Genomic DNA, 18,941 nt, shown 5'->3' with positions numbered 1-18,941 from the left:
GCCGGGCAAAGCAAGGCGCGGTGCCGTGAACGTGCGGGGCGTGCCGCCCACCCGCTCACGGCGATAAGCGCGATCTTAGCGCAACCGCCGCGCGAGTCGGAAGACGCGCGGCGGGAAAGCTCAGTTGTCGAGGAAGCTCCGGAGCTTCCGAGACCGGCTCGGGTGCTTCAGCTTCCGGAGCGCTTTCGCCTCGATCTGGCGGATGCGCTCGCGGGTCACCGAGAACTGCTGGCCGACCTCCTCGAGGGTGTGATCGGTGTTCATGCCGATGCCGAAGCGCATGCGCAGCACGCGCTCCTCGCGGGGCGTCAGCGAGGCCAGCACGCGGGTCGTGGTCTCGCGCAGGTTCGACTGGATCGCCGCGTCGATCGGCAGGACGACGTTCTTGTCCTCGATGAAGTCGCCGAGGTGGCTGTCCTCCTCGTCGCCGATGGGCGTCTCCAGCGAGATCGGCTCCTTGGCGATCTTGAGGACCTTGCGGACCTTCTCCAGCGGCATGGCCAGCTTCTCGGCCAGCTCCTCGGGCGTGGGTTCACGACCAATCTCGTGCAGCATCTGGCGCGAGGTGCGGACGATCTTGTTGATCGTCTCGATCATATGCACCGGGATGCGGATCGTGCGGGCCTGGTCGGCGATCGAGCGGGTGATCGCCTGCCGGATCCACCACGTGGCGTAGGTCGAGAACTTGTAGCCGCGGCGGTACTCGAACTTGTCGACCGCCTTCATCAGGCCGATGTTGCCCTCCTGGATCAGGTCCAGGAACTGCAGGCCGCGGTTGGTGTACTTCTTGGCGATCGAGATCACGAGGCGGAGGTTGGCCTCGATCATCTCCTTCTTGGCCTGCCGGGCCTCGCGCTCGCCCTTCTGGACCATGTTGACGATGCGGCGGTACTCGCCGATCTCCAGGCCCGTCTCGGAGGCGAGCGTCAGGATCTGCTCGCGCAGGGTCTCGACCTGCCGGCCGCCCTTCTCCACGAGGTTCTTCCAGCCGCGGCCGCCCAGCGTGCCGACGCGCTCCATCCAGTTCGGATCGAGCTCGTAGCCCTGGTAGTGGCGCAGGAACTCGTCGCGCGCGACGCCGTGGCTCTCGGCGTAGCGCATCAGCCGGCCCTCGTGGCTGATCAGGCGCTTGTTGATGTCGTAGAGCTGCTCGACCAGCGCCTCGATGCGGTTGTTGTTGAGCGAGAGCGACTTCACGTCGGCGACGACGGTGTCCTTCAGCTCGATCTGCTTCTGGTTCTGGGCGTCGGTGTTCTGCTCGCCCGCGGCACGGCGCTCCGTGCCCTCGTTCTGGGCGCGGCGCAGCTTGCGGTAGTTGTTGGCGATCGCGTCGAAGGTCTCGAGGACCTTCGGCTTGATCTCGGCCTCCATGGCGGCGAGGGAGACGTTGTTCTCCATGTCGTCCTCGTCGTCGCCGCCCTCCGGCGCCGCAGACTCGGACTCGTCGCCGTCCTCACCCTCGCCCTCGGCGAGCTGCGGGCCGTTCTTGCCGTCGGGCCCCGCATAGGTGGCCTCGAGGTCGATGATGTCGCGGAGCAGAACCTTGCCCTCGACGAGCTCGTCCCGCCAGATGATGATGGCCTGGAAGGTCAGCGGGCTCTCGCAGAGGCCCGCGATCATCGCCTCGCGCCCCGCCTCGATGCGCTTGGCGATCGCGATCTCGCCCTCACGCGAGAGCAGCTCCACAGAGCCCATCTCGCGCAGATACATGCGCACGGGATCGTCCGTGCGGTCGGTCGGCTCGCGCGTCGTGGTGGTCGTGGCCACCGCACGGCTCGTCGGGGCGACCTCCGCGACCTCGGAACCCTCGGGCTCCTCGTCATCGGAGGCCTCACCGGCGGCCGGCTTCTCGGCGGCGGCCTCGTCGGTCTCCTCGGCCTCGACGACGTTGATGCCCATCTCGGAGAGCTGGGACAGCACGTCCTCGATCTGGTCCGGGTCGGACTGCCCGTCGGGCAGGACCTCGTTGACCTCCTCGTAGGTGATGTAGCCGCGCTTCTTGGCGAGCTTCACCATCCGCTTGACCGACGCATCGGTCAGGTCGAGGAGCGGTCCATCCGTCTGCTGCTCCGGAGCGGTGTCCGCCTCGTCCCGTTCCGTTGCCTTGGTCGCCATGATCAGCCTATTGTTTTGCCCGGCGCTCCGATGACGGGGCCTGCCGAGCGCTCCGCATCATCGACGCCGCACCGCGCCTGCCGCGCGTCCGGACCCTCCGGCCGCGCCCTATTCTACGTCCCGTATGCAAGCGTGACGCTTGACCGATTGTTAACCATGCCGCACGAATGCGGCGCGTGCCTGCCAATGGCACAAGGATCAGGCCACAGTCGAGTCGGTCGTCTCGGACGGGGCCGCTTCAGCCTCCGCCGCGATCACGACCGCCAGCCCCGCCTTGGCCTGACAGAGCCAGGACCAGTTCGCCTCGGTCGGCTCTTCGGCGAAGGCCCGCTCTGCCTGACGGAGTTCGCTATGTAGCGCTCCAGCCTTGCGGTGCAAGATCATGGCCTGTCTCAGGGCATCCTCGCGCAGAGCAGAGTCGGCATGCGGTTCCAGCGTGCGCCAGTCGCGCGAGCGGGCCATGGCAGTGAGCCGGGCCGCAGCCTCGCCGAGCCCGGCGCGGGCGAGCCGCGCCTCGATCACGGCCCGGTCCGGGTCGCCGGCCTCCGCCGCGCAGTCCAGCAGCAGCGACAGGAGGGTTCGCGCGTCCGGATGCTCGAATTCGAGCACCATCAGCTCGTCGGCGAAATCCCCGATCATCTCCGGGTGGACGAGGAGCAGGGCGGCGATCACCGCCTCGCGCACGGGCGCGGCACCCGCGAAGCCGGCCGACGCGGTCACGGACGGGCTCGGCGCCGCCCGCATCCGGGGGGAGGGGGGCGGATCGCCGGGGCGGGGGCGGCGCGGGAAGCCGCCCGCGTAGCCGCCCGATCTCGGCGCGCCCCCGGGCTCCCGTCCGCTGTCGCGGCGCTGTGCGTTGCGGGGCGAGAGGCCGCGCAGGCGCTCCTCGATCTCGTCGCGGTAGTAGCGCTTCACCGTCTCGTCGCGGATGCCACCAACGGTCTCGCGGAGCGTCGCGGCGAGCCGTGCCCGGCGCTCGGGCGTGTCGGTCTGTCCGGCGGCGAGCGCGTGGGCCCAGAATACCTCGACGAGCGGCTGGGCGGCCGCGAGCACCCGGTCGATCGCCGCCGGCCCCTCCGCGCGCAGCAGGTCGTCCGGGTCCTGGCCCTCTGGCATCACGGCGAAGCGCAGCGACTTGCCCGGCGTGAGGAGCGGCAGCGCCACCTCCAGCGTGCGGTGGGCCGCGCGCTGGCCGGCCTTGTCGCCGTCGAAGCAGAGGATCGGCTCGTCGGCGTGGCGCCAGAGCAGGGCGAGCTGCTCCTCCGTGACCGCCGTGCCGAGCTGCGCCACCGTGTTGGGATGGCCGGCGAGCGTCATCGCGATGGCGTCGACGTAGCCCTCCACCGCCAGGATGGTGCCGCGCTCGTGGGCGGCTTTTCGGGCCTGGTGCAAGTTGTAGAGGCCCTGGCCCTTGTGGAAGAGCGGGGTCTCGGGGGAGTTCAGGTACTTGGCCTTGGCGTCCGCCTGCATGGCCCGGCCACCGAAGGCGATGACCCGGCCGCGCGCGTCGCAGATCGGGAACATCACCCGATCGCGAAACCGGTCGTACGGAACCGCGATGTCGTCGCCCGAGACCAGGAGCCCCAGCTCGGCCATCAGGCCCTTCTCGACGTCCTTGCCCGCCAGATGATCGCGCAGACCGTAGCGCTCGCCCGGGGCGTAGCCGATGCGGAAACGCTTCAGCGTCTCGCCGCCTAGCCCCCGCCGATCGAGATAGTCGCGGGCGGCAGCCCCGGCCGGGGAGCGCAGGCGCTCCTCGAACCAGAGGGCGGCGAGTTCCATCACCTCGATCGCGCCCCGGCGCTTGGTCTCGATCGCCACGGTATCGGCCGAGGGTGCGGGCAACGCGACGCCGGCCTCGGAGGCGAGGCGCTCGACCGCCTCCGGGAAGGTCAGGCCCTCCGTCTCCATCAGGAAGCGGAAGACGTCGCCATGCTTGCCGGAGGAGAAGCAGTGGTAGAACTGCTTCTGGTCGTTCACGTAGAAGGAAGGCGTCTTCTCGGCATTGAACGGCGACAGCCCGCGCCACTCGCGGCCGGCCTTCTTCAGCTTCACCTTGCGCCCGACGACGTCGGAGGCCGGCAGGCGGCTGCGGATCTCTTCGAGGATGTGGGGCGGGTAGCGCACGGCTCTCTGCGGTTCGCGAATCCTTCGGCGGACCGGCGATTGTAGCCCAAGGCTGCCGATCCGGGGGTTAAGCTGCGGCAGCTGTGGATTGCGGTGAGGACGGGTGCTCAGGCGTCGCCGTTCCACAGCCACGCCGCCCCGCGCACGCCGGAGGCGTCGCCGTGCAGGCTCGGGCGGACGGGCGTGTCGAAGGCGTCCGAGAAGACGTGCGGCGCGACCGCTTGGGGCAGGGGGTCAATCAGCTCCGGCACCCGCGAGAGACCGCCGCCGATCACGATCACGTCCGGGTCGAGGATGTTGACGACGTGGGCCACGCTGCGCCCGAGCCGGTCCAGATAGGCCGCGACGCTCGCCCGCGCAGCCGCATCGCCCGCCCGGAAAGCCGCGATGACCGCCTCGCCCGTCGTGCCCGCGCCGGTGCGGCGGGCGTGATCGGCGGCCAGCCCCGGCCCGGAGAGCCAGGTTTCGATGCAGCCCGACCGGCCGCAGTAGCAGGGCGGACCCGGCCGCTCGGCGTCGGTGGGGGCGGGGAGGGGATTGTGCCCCCACTCGCCCGCGATGCGGTCGCGGCCCGAGAGCGCGCGGCCGCGAAGCGCGATGCCGGAGCCGACCCCCGTCCCGAGAATGATCGCCCAGACGACCTCCGCCCCGGCGGCCGCACCGTCGACCGCCTCGGAGACCGCGAGGCAGTTGGCGTCGTTCTCCACCCGGACCGGCCGACCGAGGACGTTGGCGATGTCGGCGAGGAAGGGCCGGCCGTTGAGCCAGATCGAGTTGGCGTTCTTCACGAGGCCCGTGCGGGCCGAGATCGCGCCCGGCATGCCGATGCCGACGCTGCACGGGCCACCGGCCTCCGCCTCCAGTCGGGCGACGAGGTCGGCGACGGCGCGGAGTGTCCCGGGATAGTCGCCCCGCGGGGTCGGCACCCGGGCCTCCGCCCGAGTGCGGCCGGCCCCGTCGAGGATGATCCCGGCGATCTTGGTCCCGCCGAGATCGATGCCGAGGCGCAAGGGAAGGCTCACTCGGCCGCGGCGGCCTTCGTGCCGGGGCCGGTACCGTCATGGACCCGGTCGGTCTCCATCGGTTCGGGCGAGTGGTCCGAGATGTCGGTGCCGATGGAGACCGGGTGAGCCATCACTTGGTTGAGCTTGGCCGTGTCGAGCTCACCCTCCCAGCGGCTGACCACCACGCAGGCGACGCCGTTGCCGATCAGGTTGGTGATCGCGCGGCACTCGGACATGAACTTGTCGATGCCGAGCACCAGGGTCATGGCGGCGACCGGGACCGGGTTGTTCGGGATGGCCGCGAGCGTGGCGGCCAGCGTGATGAAGCCCGCGCCGGTCACACCCGAGGCGCCCTTCGAGGTCAGCATGGCGACCAGGATGATGGTGGCGTACTGCCCGACCGAGAGGTCGGCCCCGACGGCCTGCGCCAGGAACAGCGTGGCCAGCGTCATGTAGATGTTGGTGCCGTCGAGGTTGAACGAGTAGCCGGTCGGGATGACGAGGCCGACCACCGAGTCGGACGCGCCGAGCCGGCGCATCTTGGTCATCATGTGGGGCAGCACCGTCTCGGAGGAGGAGGTGCCGAGCACGATGAGCAGCTCGTCCTTGATGTAGGCCAGGAAGCGGAAGATCGAGAATCCGGCGACCCGCGCGATGGAGCCGAGAACCACGATCACGAACAGGGCCGAGGTGACGTAGAAGGTGCCGACAAGCCAGGCGAGGTCCACGACCTTCTGAATGCCGTACTCGCCGATGGTGAAGGCCATGGCGCCGAAGGCACCGATGGGAGCGAGCTTCACGATCAGGCCGATGATGCGGAAGAAGACCTGACCCGCCATGTCGATGGCGTGTGCGATGCCCTCCGCCTTCTGGCCCATGCCGGTGACGACGACGCCGGTGAGGATCGAGATCAGCAGCACCTGCAGCAGGTCGCCGGTGGCGAAGGCGTCGAAGAAGCTCTTCGGGATCAGCGCCATGATGTGGGCGACGGTGGAGTCGGCCGCGGCCTTCTGGGCGTAGCCCGCGACCTTGCTGGCATCGAGCTTCGAGGGATCGGCGTGGAAGCCGGCGCCCGGCTGGATCACCTCGCCGACGACGATGCCGATGAGCAGGGCCAGGGTCGAGACCACCTCGAAGTAGATCAGCGCCTTGAGGCCGACGCGGCCGACCTTCTTCAGATCGCCGATCGAGGCGATGCCGTGCACGATCGTGCAGAAGATGATCGGCGCGATCATCATTTTGATCAGCGCCACGAAGGCGTCGCCGAGCCATTTCAACGACTTGCCGAATTCGGGGTAGAGGTAGCCGACAGCCACGCCCAGCACGATGGCGATCAGAACTTGGATATAGAGCACCTTGTACCAGGGCTCGCGGGGCGCACCGCCGGACGCGTCGGCATGGCTTGTAGTGGCAGTGCTGGCGGCTTGCGTCATCTGGGCCATCCGGTCCCCCCGGCGCACGGCGAGCCCGTGCTTCCTCGCGGTCCCGCAACGGGGACACACATCCGATTTTTTTCGCGCAGCACGGATGAAACCGCGCCTTCGGTTGCTCTAGCGGCTTTGCCACGGCCCCTCAACGCCGGACCGGTCGCGGCCACGGCATGATGCGTGACAAAAATCCCCGGATCCCGTGCACGGCTCTCCGGTCTCAGACGGCGTTCCCAGACGTCGAGCGCGCGCCTCTAGGCTCGGAGACTGTCGCGGCGCAGCCGCGCATCGCGAGAGAGCTGAACAGACAGAGGCGCTATAGAGGTTCAGCGCCCGCGGGTGCGAGACGACGCGATTCGTCTGTCCCGGCATCGTCATGGAGACCGCGGCGCTCGAAGCGTCCGGGCCGGGGACTGCACGCACCGCGTGCGAAAGTCCGGCGCCCTGCGCTCTGCGGGCAGGGAGGTCACCTGTAATCCGCCCCACCGCTGCTCCAGCGGAAGGGTCAGGGTCGTGCCCCTCTTGAAAAACGTCGCCCGGCAGAGCGGGGGCACTGCCGGGCGCGAAGGCGTTCGGGCGAAGCCGGATTCGGGAGCCGGCCTCAGGTTTGCGGCTGGGTCCGGCGCGGGCGCACGGTCCAGCGCTCGAAGGCCGCGCCCGGATCCTCGCCGCCGGCGGGCTGCGCCGGCTCCTGCGGTTGCTGGATCGCTGCGCCGAGTGCCTGCGAGAGGCTCTCGATCACGTCGTCGATGCGCGCGTCGGTCGGACGCTGCTCCTCGGAGGCAGACGCCGGGGCCGGAGCCGGCTCGGCGGCGGGCTCATGGGCCGGCGCGGGCTGCTCGATCGGCTGCTCCGGGGCAACCTCCGGCGCAGCCACGGCCGCTGCGGGCGCCGCGGCGGCACCGCCACCCGCGATGCGCCGCAGGGAGTTCACGACGCCCTCATCGCCCTCGGCGCGGGGCTCCGCCGGGCGGGAGCTGGTGTTGTTGCCGTAGCGGCCGAAGCCGAAGCGCGGCTCCAGCAGGTCGAGCACCGCGTCGAGCGCGGCGTTGCTCAGAGCCACGTCGCCCGCCTGCGGGACGCCCTGCAGCGCCACGGCCTGACGCTCGAAGGCGGCGTCCTCGCTCACCTCGCGGCCGAACCAGGCCGGCGCCGAGAAGCCGCGGGCGTCGTTCTCGTTGTCGAAGCCGACGCTGACCAGGTCGAGGGTGCCGGGGCTGACGTAGCGGTCTATCAGCACCTCGCGGCCCGCGACGGTGAGCGCGGTGCGGTCGTAGGCGGCCTTGCCGGGGCAGACGTCGAGGAGCGCGTCCCCGTGGGCCCGCGGCACCTCGGTGCGCTCCTCGTTGAGCACCCCGTCGGCGCCCTTCACGGTGAGCACGAGGTGGCAATTCTGCCCATCGACGCGCACGAAGGAGGTGCGGCCGGCCTGCGGGGCGAAGTAGCCCTCGGTGATGCGCGAGCCGCCGCGCTCCTTGCGGATCAGACGGACCAGCGCGGGCGCGATCAGGAAACGGCGGACGACGCTCATACTCTTTACCTCCGCTTAAGCCTTCCGGCGTTACGCCGACCGCCGGTGCGGACCGGTGTGTCGCCGTTCGGGTCTTGGTCGTCGGAAGACCGGGAGCGGACGGGCCTGGGCAGTCGAGACCCCTGGGGGTCAGGCGCCTGGCCAGCCGAGCCGCGCGCAGGGCGCGCGATTGCCGGTCGACAGAGCGATTACAACCTCTCGTACCGTCAGGGACTAAGCAGAAAGCCGCCGAAATCAAGACGAAACCCGGAGATAGCCCCGGATCGTCGGCGCCATCCCCACGGATTCGTTCGGTTCGAGCCGGCTACTCGGCCGGCTCGAAGTTCATCGCCACGCCGTTCATGCAGTAGCGCAGGCCGGTCGGGGCCGGTCCGTCGTCGAAGACGTGGCCGAGATGCCCCTTGCAGCGGGCGCAGTGCACCTCGGTGCGAACCATCCAGTGGCTCCGATCGACCGTGGTCTCGACGGCATCGGGAAGAGGCTCGAAGAAGCTCGGCCAGCCGGTGCCGGATTCGAACTTGGTGCCCTGCTCGAAGAGCGGCGCGCCGCAGCCCGCGCAGGTGAAGGTGCCGGACCGCTTCTCGGCGAGCAGGCAGCTCGTGCCGGCGCGCTCGGTGCCGTGCTCGCGCAGCACGCGGTACTGGTCGGGGGTGAGCGCGTCGCGCCATTCGGCGTCGCTCCGGATCTCCGGGGCGCTCGTCGCGTCGGTCACAGCCATCGTTTCCTCCATCTCTGTCGGGGCAGATATGGCGGTTCGCGTCCGGGCGCGCGAGTCGTCACGCCGCCGCGCCGAGAGAATCGGCCATGCGAGCCTCCCTGCGCCCCATCGGGAGCGCGGGGCCGGTGGTGGTGTCGACAGCGGTCTGGTGCTCGATCTCGGCGTTGATCTCGCCGCCGAGCAGCACGATCGTGGAGGAGATCCAGATCCAGGTCATGAAGCCGATGACGGCGCCGAGGGACCCGTAGGTCTCGTTGTAATTGCCGAAATTGGCCACGTACCAGGAGAACAGGAGGGAGGCCACGAGCCAGAGCAGCGCCGCCACGACGCTGCCGACGCCCACCCAGCGCCAGCGGGCGTGCTCACGGCTCGGACCGTAGCGGTAGAGCACCGCGAGACCACCGAGCAGGACGAGGAGCAGCGCCGGCCAGCGCAGGGCCGCGACCAGCCAGGCGCTGTCGCTGATGCCGACGAAGTTGAACACCACCGGCAGCACCACGATCGAGGTGAGCGCCAGGATGATGAAGACGAGGGCGCCGACCGTGAAGGTGAGCGAGCGCAGGTTCAGCATGAGAAAGCTGCGCTTCTCCTCCTCCTCGTAGACGACGTTGAGCGCGTCGAACATCGCCTTCATGGCGGCGTTCGCGCTCCAGAGCGAGAGCGCGAGGCTCGTCAGGAAGGTGAAGCTCAGCGCGCCGCCGCCCTTTGCGGTGATGCGCTTGACCTGCTCGCCGATGATGTCGATCGCGCCCGAGGGCAGGACGCCGTACAGCGCCGCCAAATGCTCGTTGATGACGTTGGCGTCCGCGAAGAGGCCGTAGCAGGAGACCAGGGCGGCGATCGCCGGGAACAGCGAGAGCAGCGTGTAGAAGGTCACGCCCGCCGCGACCGAGAGCACCCGGTCCTTGTTGAACTCGAGGTAGATCCGGTAGGCGATGTCCTTCCACCCGTTCTGGGGAATCTCGTCCGGCCTGCGGGCGCCGCGCCCGCGCTCCGGCTGCGTGGCGGCCACCAGCGCCGCCGAGCGGCCGGTGTAGGAGTGGGCGCCGGTCTCGGTCCGCTGCGGCGGCTCGATGGCGTCCTCATCGGGCGCGCGCTTGGGAGCGAGCGCGAGGGCGACGAGGGCGGTGCCGAGCAGCATCGTCCACAGGACCGACGCGGGGGCGCCCTCCGGCGGTGCGGACGGGCGGGGATCGTGGGCGGGCATGAGGCAGTCGGGCACCGGCATGCGCTTGGTCGCGCACCGGTGCCAAACGTCGCCGTGGGGCGGGGTGTTCCGCCGGCCGCTGTGGGACGGGCGGCTCAGCCCCCGTAGAGCCCCGCATGCGCCTCGCGCAGCAGGTTCTTCTGCACCTTGCCCATGGTGTTGCGAGGGAGCTCGTCGGCGAAGAGGACCCGTTTCGGGCATTTGAACTTGGCGAGCCGCCCCTCGAGATGGGCGAGGATCGCGGCCTCGTCCGGGGCGTTCTCGCTCGCCACGACCACAGCGGTGACGCCCTCGCCGAAATCGGGGTGGTTCAGACCGATCACCGCCGACTCGACCACGCCCGGCATCGCGTCGATCTCAGTCTCGACCTCCTTCGGGTAGACGTTGAAGCCGCCCGTGATGATCAGGTCCTTGCCGCGCCCGACGATGTGGACGTAGCCGTCGGCGTCGATCTTGCCGAGGTCGCCCGTAATGAAGAAACCGTCGGCCCGGAACTCGGCCGCCGTCTTCTCCGGCATGCGCCAGTAGCCCTGGAAGACATTCGGTCCCTTCACCTCGATCATGCCGACCGTGTCCGCCGGTAATACCTTGCCGGTCTCCGGGTCGACCACCCGGATCCTCACGCCCGGCAGCGGCAACCCGACCGTGCCAGCCACCCGCGCGCCCTCGTAGGGATTCGAGGTGCTCATGTTGGTCTCGGTCATGCCGTAGCGCTCGAGGATGGCGTGGCCGGTGCGGGCCTGCCACTCCCGGTGCGTCTCGGCCAGCAGCGGGGCCGAGCCGGAAACGAAGAGGCGCATGTGCCCGGTGGCCTCGCGGTCGAGACCGGGCTCCTTCAGCAGGCGGGTGTAGAAGGTCGGCACGCCCATCATGCTGGTCGCACGCGGCATCAGGCGGAGGATCAGCTTCGGATCGAGCCGGGGCAGGAACAGCATCGTGCCGCCCGACACCAGCACCGTGTTGGTGGCCACGAACAGGCCGTGCGTGTGGAAGACCGGCAGCGCGTGGATCAGCACGTCGTCGGACGTGAAGCGCCAGAATTCCCTCAGCGTCCGGGCGTTCGAGGCGAGGTTCTCGTGGGAGAGCATGGCGCCCTTGGAGCGCCCGGTCGTTCCCGAGGTATAGAGGATCGCCGCGAGGTCGTCCGCCACCCGCACCACGTCGGCGAACGCGTTCGGATCGGCCCGGTCCGCGGCCTCTGCGGCGCTGCCTTGGCCTGCACCATCGAGGGTGAGCATGTGGGCGACGCCCGCCCTCGCGGCCACGTCGGCGAGCGCGTCGCGCCGGCCCGTGTCGCAGACGAAGACCGCCGGCTCCGCATCGCGCAGGAAGTAGCCGATCTCGGCCGCCGTGTAGGCGGTGTTGAGCGGCAGGAAGACCGCCCCGGCCCGCACCGCGCCGAGATAGAGGAACACCACCTCGGGGCTCTTCTCGACCTGCGCCGCGACGCGGTCGCCGGGCCGGACGCCGAGCTCTTGCAACGCCGCCGCGTAGGCACCCGAACGTGCCAGCAAGTCGGCGTAGCTGTAGGTTCGCCCGTCGGGCGTCTCGATGAAGGTCTTGGCGGAATCGGCGGGCAGGCTCTCCCGCACGAGGGCGAACAGATGATTCGTCATGGCGGCGAGCCCTAGCACAGCCGCGCGCGCGCGCCAGCGGGCGCGGCGAGTCCTACTTCGCTTCCGTTCCGGGCTGGCGGCCCGGCAAGTCGCCCGGCTTGATCACAGGCATCGTCCCGCCGCCGGATTCCGGCGGCCTCACCACCATGCCCTCGGCGGCGTTGCCGGGCGGCTTGATCACGCCATCGTTCTTCTGGAGCTTGTCGCTGAGGTTCTGGTCCTTCGGCGGAGCGTCGGCCTCGGGGCGGACCCGGTCCGGCGGCGTCTGGCTCTGGGGCGGCAGGGCCGGGTCGGTGTCGCGGTTCTTCAGGGGGGCATCGGGGTTCTGCGCGAGCGCGGCCGAGGCCGCGAGGGCGAGCGCCCCGGCAGCGAAACCGGTCAGGATCTTGCGCATCTCGTATCTCTCTCAGACCTCGGTACGGCAGGGGGAACGAGGGCTGAGAGGATCCGTTCCGAGATCAGCCCGCGCGGGCCATGCCGATGTAGAGCTCCCGCAGCCGCCGGGTGAGAGGCCCGGGCCGGCCGTCGTCGATGCTTGCGCCGTCGATCTCGACGACCGGCATCACGAAGGAGGAGGCGCTGGTATAGAAGGCTTCCTGCGCGGCGCGGGCCTCCTCGACCGAGAAGAGCCGCTCCTCCACCGTCAGCTCGGCTTCCTCGGCGAGGCGCAGCACCGCCGCCCGGGTAATGCCGGGCAGGAGGGCCGTCGAGAGCGGGCGGGTGACGAGGCGCCGATCCCGCGTGACGATGAAGGCGGTGGACGACGAGCCCTCTGTGACCGCCCCGTCCTCGACCATCCAGGCCTCGGAGACGCCCGCCGCCACCGCCGCCTGCTTGGCGAGCACCTGGGCGAGCAGCGCGACCGACTTGATGTCGCGCCGCTTCCAGCGGATATCCTCGACGGTGATCACCCGGGCGCCGCGCTCGGCCAGCGGGTTTGCCGCGACGCTCTTTGCCTGCGTGAACATCACCACGGTAGGCGCGGTGTCGGCCGGGGGAAAGCCGAAATCGCGCTCGTGCACGCCGCGCGTCACCTGCATGTAGACGAGGCCCTCGCCGAGCCCGTTGCGGGCGACGAGCTCGGTCTCCAGCCGCTCCCACTCGGCGAGGCTGTGCGGGTTGCGAATGCCAATCTCGCCGAGCGAGCGGTCGAGCCGGGCGAGGTGCGCGGCGTTGTCCACGAGCTTGCCGTCGAGCACCGCCGAGACCTCGTAGATCCCGTCCGCGAACAGGAAGCCCCGGTCCATCACCGGGACCTTGGCCTCCTCAAAGGGCAGGAAGGCGCCGTTGAGGTAGACGATGCGGGGACTGGTCACGACGGGTCTGGCCTTTGGCTGCAGAGAGTGGCGGGCTTAGGCAAGCAGGATTCGTGCGGCGCGGCTCACGCCTCGCCGAACACCCGCCCGAAGATCGTGTCCACGTGCTTCAGGTGGTAGCCGAGATCGAAGCAGGCCTCGATCTCCTCCGGCTTCAGCGCCGCGATCACCTCCGGATCGGCCTTGAGCAGGGTGAGGAAGTCGCCCTCGCCGCGCCAGACCGGCATCGCGTTGCGCTGGACCAGCCGATAGGAATCCTCACGCGAAACGCCTGCCTGGGTCAGCGCCAGCAGCACCCGCTGCGAGTGGACGAGGCCGCCGAGCCGGTCGAGGTTCTTCTGCATGTTGGCCGGATAGACCAGCAGCTTGTCGATGACGCCGGTCATGCGGGCGAGCGCGAAGTCGAGGGTGACGGTCGCGTCCGGGCCGATCATGCGCTCGACAGAGGAGTGCGAGATGTCGCGCTCGTGCCAGAGCGCGACGTTCTCCATCGCGGGGATCGCGTAGCCGCGCACCATCCGGGCGAGCCCGGTGATGTTCTCGGTGAGCACGGGATTGCGCTTGTGCGGCATGGCGGAGGAGCCCTTCTGGCCCTCCGAGAAGAACTCCTCCGCCTCCAGCACCTCGGTCCGCTGCAGGTGGCGCACCTCGATGGCGAGGCGCTCCAGCGAGGAGGCGACGACGCCAAGCGTCGCGAAAAACATCGCGTGCCGGTCGCGGGGGATCACCTGCGTGGAGACGGGCTCCGCGGTGAGGCCCATCGCTCGCGCCACGTATTCCTCGACCCGCGGATCGATGTTGGCGAAGGTGCCGACGGCGCCCGAGATCGCGCAGGTCGCGACTTCCTCGCGGGCGGCGACAAGGCGTGCGCGGTTGCGGGCGAACTCCGCGTAGGCCTGGGCGAGCTTCAGCCCAAAGGTTACGGGCTCGGCATGGATGCCGTGCGAGCGGCCGATCGTCGGCGTCATCTTGTGCTCGAAGGCCCGGCGCTTGAGGGCCACGAGCAGCGCGTCAACGTCGGCGATCAGAATGTCGGCGGCGCGCACCAGCTGCACGTTGAGGCAGGTGTCGAGCACGTCCGAGGAGGTCATGCCCTGGTGCACGAAGCGGGCATCCGGCCCGACGATCTCGGCCAGGTGCGTCAGGAACGCGATGACGTCGTGCTTCGTCACCGCCTCGATCTCGTCGATCCGGGCGACGTCGAACTGCGCGTCCCGGCCCTTGGCCCAGATCGTCTCGGCGGCGGATTTCGGCACCACGCCGAGCTCGGCGAGCGCCGTCGTGGCGTGGGCCTCGATCTCGAACCAGATCCGGAAGCGTGTCTCGGGCGTCCAGATCGCGCTCATCGCGGGGCGAGAATAGCGTGGGATCATGCGGGCGCCTCGATCGGTCCAGTGCGTGCGGGGCCGCGCCCCGGAGGACGCCGCCCGATGCGCGGCGCCTAGCACGCGGGCCGCCCCGGCTCAACGCGCCGAAGCACGCCCGGACCGAGACCGGCACCGCCGCCGAATGTTGCCAGCCGGCAACATCGGGGAACCATCGTGCGCCGAGCGCACGGTTCGGCGGATTATATCCGCGCGGAAACGTTGCTGCCTACGAGCCACTTAGAGCGGACCTTGGATTTCTAATTAGAAAAGCTTCAAATTGAGATCCCCGCTTCGTATTCGCCAGTGAATTGCGAATCCCTCCGCGTTCGATATGGGCCGCTCCCGAGACCGGGCAAACACATCCGGTCGAGACGGATCGCGAACGATCCGGTCGGACGGGGGTCTGCGCGTGAAGATCGGTATTCGTACATTGGCCATGGTCCTGCTGGCCGGAACTGCACTGACCAGCACCTGCCACGCGCAGGCGCGGCCCGTGCCAGCCGGCGACGCCGACGTGACGCTCGACGAGCTCAGCGTGGAGGGCCAGCGCGGCGTCAGCGTCGGATACCTGACCACCCGCACGCGCAGCGCCACGAAGACCGACACGCCCCTGATCGACACGCCGCAATCCGTGAGCGTGGTGACGCAGGCTCAGATCCGCGACCAGGGCTTCCAGTCGATCGAGGAGGCGGTGCGCTACGTGCCCGGCGTGATCCCGCACCAGGGCGAGGGCAACCGCGACGACGTTGTGATCCGCGGCCAGCGCTCGAACGCCGACTTCTACGTCAACGGCATCCGCGACGACGTCCAGTATTTCCGCGATCTCTACAACACGCAGCGCATCGAGGTGCTGAAGGGGCCGAATGCGCTGATCTTCGGCCGCGGCGGCGGCGGCGGCGTGATCAACCGCGTGCTCAAGGAAGCGGACGGCGTGCCGATCCGCGAGGTCCTGCTGCAGGGCGGCCAGTTCGGCAACAAGCGCGTGGCGATCGATGCGGGCGATCGGATCAGCGACAGCGCGTTCTTCCGCCTGAACGGCGTGTTCGAGGATACGGGCACCTACCGCGACTTCGTCGACATCCGCCGCTACGGCATCAACCCGACGATGACCTTCCTGCTCGGGCCGGCGACCACGCTCAAGCTCTCGTACGAGTACTTTCACGACGACCGCACCACCGATCGCGGCATTCCCTCACAGTTCGGCCGGCCCTTCCGCTACCGGCAGAACGTCTCGACCTTCTTCGGCAACCCGGATCTGAACTACGCCAAAGTCGACGCGCACATCGCGACCGCGATCCTCGATCACCAGTTCGATTCGGGCGTGCAGATGCACAGCCAGCTGCGCTTCGCCGACTACCAGAAGTTCTACCAGAACATCTTTCCAGGCGGGGCGGTGAATGCCGCCGGAACGGCGGTCAACCTCAGCGCCTACAACAACGAGACGCCGCGGACGAACTACTTCAGCCAGAACGACTTCACCTACAAGTTCGAGACCGGTCCCCTGCGCCACACGGTGCTGGGCGGGTTCGAGCTCGGCTACCAGCAGGGGCTCGCGCTGCGCGAGAGCGGCTTCTTCGGTGCGACCGGGGCATCGAGCCTCGTGGTCAACCCGCTGGCGCCGGTGACCCGCGTGCCGGTGACCTTCCGCAACACGGGAACCGACAACAACAGCCGCTACGATCTCGGGCTCGCGGCCGTCTACGCCCAGGACCAGATCGAGATCGGACCGCACCTGCAGGTCATCGGCGGGTTGCGCTACGACCATTTCGACTTCGCGGCGACCGACCGGCGCACCAACGTGACCAACGCGCGGGTGGACGATCTGCTCTCGCCCCGGGCCGGCGTGGTGGTGAAGCCGTGGGAGAACCTCGCCTTCTACGGCAGCTACAGCGTCTCCTACCTGCCGGCCGCGGGCGACCAGTTCAGCAGCCTGACGCCGGGTCTGGCGATCAGCCAGCCGGAGCGGTTCGAGAACGCCGAGATCGGGGTGAAGTACGACGTCGCGCCGGCCCTGCAGCTCACCGGCGCGCTCTACAACCTCGACCGCTTCAACCAGCGCCTATCGGATCCGAACCGCCCCGGCTTCTTCCTGGCGACCGGCCAGACCAACACGCAGGGCGCGGAGATCGGGGCGAACGGCTACGTCACCGACTGGTGGCAGATCGCGGGCGGCTACGCCTTCACCGACGCGCGGATCGTGAACGGCTTCTCGTCCGGCTCGACGGCGATCCGTCCCGGCAACCGGGTCGGTCTCGTGCCGTTCAACGCGCTGACCGTCTGGAACAAGTTCGACCTGACGCCGGACTTCTCGGTGGGCGTGGGCTACATCCAGACGGGCCACATCTTCGCCTCGTCGGACAACACCGTCCGGCTGCCGGGAATCACGCGCTTCGATCTGGGCCTGTTCTACCGGATCAACGAGGCCGTGCGGGCGCAGCTCAACATCGAGAACCTGTTCGATCGCCGCTACATCGCGACCGCGGACGGAAACAACAACATCACGCCCGGCGCGCCGCGCCTGATCCGCGTCCAGCTGATCGCGCGGTTCTGAGGCAAATCCGGTGCCCCGCGGGTCGCCCGCGGGGGCACACGAATCTCAGAGGCCGATGGTGATGACCGACACGGCCCGGTCGATCGACAGGTAGAACAGCCCGAAGGCGACGAGCGCCGCGGCGGCGAACTCGAGGGCGACGTTGCCGAGCGTCTGCGAGCGCCGCAGCACTTCGCGGCCGAAATAGACCGAGAGCCAGGCGACGGTGAGGACCATCGGCATCACGAAGAGAAAGGACCACGTGCTCTCGACGCGGCCGAGGCCGGCCGGATCGATCAGCGCCCGGATGTTGCGCACCCACGGCGCGTTGAGAGAGGCGTAGAGCGCCGTCACCCAGGCAAGCGACACCGCGACACCGAGATGGAAGGTGAAGATGCGGTGCAGGCGCGAAAAGTCGTCGCTGACGCGATCGATCGTGGTCAAAGCGGCCCCCGAAATCAGTGGTTGCCCCGCGACGGCGCTCTGATGGCACCGTTCGCGGGGCGCTGAACTGGGAATGAAGGCCGAATGGGCTGTTTCTATGACGCGCTCAGGCCGGATCGGCCTTATTGACGGTCTCGGGTTTTCCTGAGCGCATCAGCGCGACGAAGCGCTCGAACAAGTAGTGGCTGTCGCGCGGGCCGGGCGACGCCTCCGGGTGGTGCTGCACCGAGAAGGCCGGCCGGTCGGTCAGCGTCAGGCCGCAATTCGAGCCGTCGAAGAGCGAAACGTGGGTCTCGACCGCGTTGCCCGGCAGGCTGCCCGGATCGACCGCGAAGCCGTGGTTCATCGAGACGATCTCGACCTTGCCGGTGGTCTTGTCCTTCACCGGATGGTTCGCGCCGTGATGGCCCTGGCCCATCTTCACGGTGCGCCCGCCCAGCGCGAGCCCCATGAGCTGGTGGCCGAGGCAGATGCCGAAGGTCGGCACCTTCTCGTCCAAGAGCTGCCGAATCACCGGCACAGCGTACTGGCCGGTCGCGGCCGGGTCGCCCGGGCCGTTCGACAGGAACACGCCGTCGGGCTTCATCGCCATGATCTCCTCGGCGGTCGTGGTGGCGGGCACCACGGTGACGTCGCAGCCGGCCTCGGCCAGCAGGCGCAGGATGTTACGCTTCACGCCGTAATCGATCGCAACGACCTTCAGGCCCTCGCCTTGCAGGCGGCTGCCGTAGCCGCCCTTCACCGCCCAGGTGGTCTCGGTCCAGGCCGCGTGAGCGCGGCTGGTGACCGGCGGCACGAGGTCGAGGCCCTCCATCGGGGCAAGCGCCGCGGCCCGAGCCTTCAGGGCCTCGCGGTCGAAATTGCCCTGTGGGTCGTTGGCGATCACCGCGTTCGGCATGCCCTGGTCGCGGATGCGGGCGGTCAGCGCGCGGGTGTCGATACCGGTGATGCCGACGATGCCGCGGGCCTTCAGCCAGGCGTCGAGGTGGCTCGACGAGCGCCAGCTCGACGGCCGCGTCACGGCGGAGGCGATCACCGCGCCGCGCACGCCCGAGGCCGGGGCGGCGTCGAGGCTCTCGAGGTCCTCGTCGTTGGTGCCGACATTGCCGATATGCGGGAAGGTGAAGGTGACGATCTGGCCCGCGTAGGAGGGGTCCGTCAGGATCTCCTGATAACCCGTCATCGCGGTGTTGAAGCAGACCTCGCCGTCGGCGACGCCCGTCTGGCCTATGCCGAAGCCCTCCAGCACCGTGCCGTCCGCCAGCACGAGCAGCGCGGTGGCGACGGGCTCGGCCCAGGGCTCGGGCGTGGCTTTCGAGTGCGCGGTGGCGCCTTCGTCTTGCAGCATCGACGTGATCTCGCTTATGTCCGGTGCCGGATCCGGCGCCTGCGATGAGGCGCGGCGGACGGCCAAACCCTCGTGCAGCGCTCTTAGCGAGCGGCCCGCGTTAGGGTCAATGTGGCGCGCCCGCCATCTCCGCTCAACACCCGCGCCGCGCAGGGCCGACGCCCGTTTTTCGTATCACAGGAGACAGTTCG

Annotated in this window: 14 protein-coding genes; 1 reads left to right on the top strand and 13 read right to left on the bottom strand. The window is 69.3% G+C overall.

Annotation, left to right across the window (positions count from 1 at the left end; genetic code table 11):
* Nucleotides 1–120: 120 nt before the first annotated feature.
* From rpoD to purB, 11 genes are all read right to left on the bottom strand, one after another.
* The gene (gene rpoD / locus MFF54_RS10495; RefSeq protein ID WP_238302696.1) at nt 121–2,115 is read right to left on the bottom strand and encodes an RNA polymerase sigma factor RpoD; all 1,995 of its coding nucleotides are present in this window, start codon (nt 2,113–2,115) and stop codon (nt 121–123) included.
* 198 nt (nt 2,116–2,313) lie between these two features.
* The gene (gene dnaG / locus MFF54_RS10490; protein WP_238302695.1) at nt 2,314–4,242 is read right to left on the bottom strand and encodes a DNA primase; all 1,929 of its coding nucleotides are present in this window, start codon (nt 4,240–4,242) and stop codon (nt 2,314–2,316) included.
* 107 nt (nt 4,243–4,349) lie between these two features.
* On the bottom strand, nt 4,350–5,264 hold the full coding sequence (locus tag MFF54_RS10485) for an ROK family protein (protein WP_238302694.1): 915 nt from the start codon (nt 5,262–5,264) through the stop codon (nt 4,350–4,352).
* Nucleotides 5,261–6,679 carry a dicarboxylate/amino acid:cation symporter gene (locus MFF54_RS10480; RefSeq protein ID WP_370880287.1) on the bottom strand — a complete coding sequence of 473 codons (1,419 nt, stop codon included), beginning with the start codon at nt 6,677–6,679 and terminating at the stop codon, nt 5,261–5,263. The genes MFF54_RS10485 and MFF54_RS10480 overlap by 4 nt, the downstream gene beginning before the upstream one ends.
* Before the next feature lie 595 nt (nt 6,680–7,274).
* A complete protein-coding gene (locus tag MFF54_RS10475; protein ID WP_238302693.1) occupies nt 7,275–8,204 on the bottom strand; it encodes a CYTH domain-containing protein in 930 nt (309 codons plus the stop codon).
* A 304-nt stretch (nt 8,205–8,508) separates the two neighbouring features.
* Entirely contained in the window at nt 8,509–8,922 is a 414-nt protein-coding gene (gene msrB, locus MFF54_RS10470) for a peptide-methionine (R)-S-oxide reductase MsrB (protein ID WP_238302692.1), read from the bottom strand.
* Between the two features lie 58 nt (nt 8,923–8,980).
* Nucleotides 8,981–10,129 carry a YihY/virulence factor BrkB family protein gene (locus MFF54_RS10465; protein ID WP_238302715.1) on the bottom strand — a complete coding sequence of 383 codons (1,149 nt, stop codon included), beginning with the start codon at nt 10,127–10,129 and terminating at the stop codon, nt 8,981–8,983.
* A gap of 95 nt (nt 10,130–10,224) precedes the next feature.
* The gene (locus tag MFF54_RS10460) at nt 10,225–11,745 is read right to left on the bottom strand and encodes a malonate--CoA ligase (RefSeq protein ID WP_238302691.1); all 1,521 of its coding nucleotides are present in this window, start codon (nt 11,743–11,745) and stop codon (nt 10,225–10,227) included.
* Between the two features lie 52 nt (nt 11,746–11,797).
* Nucleotides 11,798–12,139, bottom strand: coding sequence for a hypothetical protein (locus MFF54_RS10455; RefSeq protein ID WP_238302690.1), 342 nt, complete (start codon nt 12,137–12,139; stop codon nt 11,798–11,800).
* 64 nt (nt 12,140–12,203) lie between these two features.
* Nucleotides 12,204–13,061, bottom strand: coding sequence for a D-amino-acid transaminase (locus MFF54_RS10450; protein WP_238302689.1), 858 nt, complete (start codon nt 13,059–13,061; stop codon nt 12,204–12,206).
* Nucleotides 13,062–13,126: 65 nt separating this feature from the next.
* Nucleotides 13,127–14,434 carry an adenylosuccinate lyase gene (gene purB, locus MFF54_RS10445; RefSeq protein ID WP_238302688.1) on the bottom strand — a complete coding sequence of 436 codons (1,308 nt, stop codon included), beginning with the start codon at nt 14,432–14,434 and terminating at the stop codon, nt 13,127–13,129.
* 430 nt (nt 14,435–14,864) lie between these two features.
* Here purB and MFF54_RS10440 point away from each other — a divergent pair, with 430 nt between their 5' ends.
* The gene (locus MFF54_RS10440) at nt 14,865–16,979 is read left to right on the top strand and encodes a TonB-dependent receptor (protein WP_238302714.1); all 2,115 of its coding nucleotides are present in this window, start codon (nt 14,865–14,867) and stop codon (nt 16,977–16,979) included.
* A 45-nt stretch (nt 16,980–17,024) separates the two neighbouring features.
* Here MFF54_RS10440 and MFF54_RS10435 read toward each other — a convergent pair whose 3' ends face one another.
* The gene (locus tag MFF54_RS10435; RefSeq protein WP_238302687.1) at nt 17,025–17,402 is read right to left on the bottom strand and encodes a hypothetical protein; all 378 of its coding nucleotides are present in this window, start codon (nt 17,400–17,402) and stop codon (nt 17,025–17,027) included.
* A gap of 106 nt (nt 17,403–17,508) precedes the next feature.
* The gene (gene carA, locus MFF54_RS10430; protein WP_238302686.1) at nt 17,509–18,750 is read right to left on the bottom strand and encodes a glutamine-hydrolyzing carbamoyl-phosphate synthase small subunit; all 1,242 of its coding nucleotides are present in this window, start codon (nt 18,748–18,750) and stop codon (nt 17,509–17,511) included.
* Nucleotides 18,751–18,941: the final 191 nt, after the last annotated feature.

Origin of the sequence: Methylobacterium gregans (genome assembly GCF_022179245.1) — a bacterium.
Lineage (GTDB): Bacteria > Pseudomonadota > Alphaproteobacteria > Rhizobiales > Beijerinckiaceae > Methylobacterium > Methylobacterium gregans.
Note: the sequence above shows the minus strand (reverse complement) of the source record. Positions and strands in the feature narration are given on the sequence as shown.

Excerpts from the sequence above, each read along its gene's own strand:
- rpoD (WP_238302696.1), bottom strand. The coding sequence starts at position 2,115 with ATGGCGACCAAGGCAACGGAACGGGACGAGGCGGACACCGCTCCGGAG.
- MFF54_RS10480 (WP_370880287.1), bottom strand. The coding sequence starts at position 6,679 with ATGACGCAAGCCGCCAGCACTGCCACTACAAGCCATGCCGACGCGTCC.
- MFF54_RS10475 (WP_238302693.1), bottom strand. The coding sequence starts at position 8,204 with ATGAGCGTCGTCCGCCGTTTCCTGATCGCGCCCGCGCTGGTCCGTCTG.
- msrB (WP_238302692.1), bottom strand. The coding sequence starts at position 8,922 with ATGGCTGTGACCGACGCGACGAGCGCCCCGGAGATCCGGAGCGACGCC.
- MFF54_RS10465 (WP_238302715.1), bottom strand. The coding sequence starts at position 10,129 with ATGCCCGCCCACGATCCCCGCCCGTCCGCACCGCCGGAGGGCGCCCCC.
- MFF54_RS10460 (WP_238302691.1), bottom strand. The coding sequence starts at position 11,745 with ATGACGAATCATCTGTTCGCCCTCGTGCGGGAGAGCCTGCCCGCCGAT.
- MFF54_RS10455 (WP_238302690.1), bottom strand. The coding sequence starts at position 12,139 with ATGCGCAAGATCCTGACCGGTTTCGCTGCCGGGGCGCTCGCCCTCGCG.
- purB (WP_238302688.1), bottom strand. The coding sequence starts at position 14,434 with ATGATCCCACGCTATTCTCGCCCCGCGATGAGCGCGATCTGGACGCCC.
- MFF54_RS10440 (WP_238302714.1), top strand. The coding sequence starts at position 14,865 with ATGGTCCTGCTGGCCGGAACTGCACTGACCAGCACCTGCCACGCGCAG.
- carA (WP_238302686.1), bottom strand. The coding sequence starts at position 18,750 with ATGCTGCAAGACGAAGGCGCCACCGCGCACTCGAAAGCCACGCCCGAG.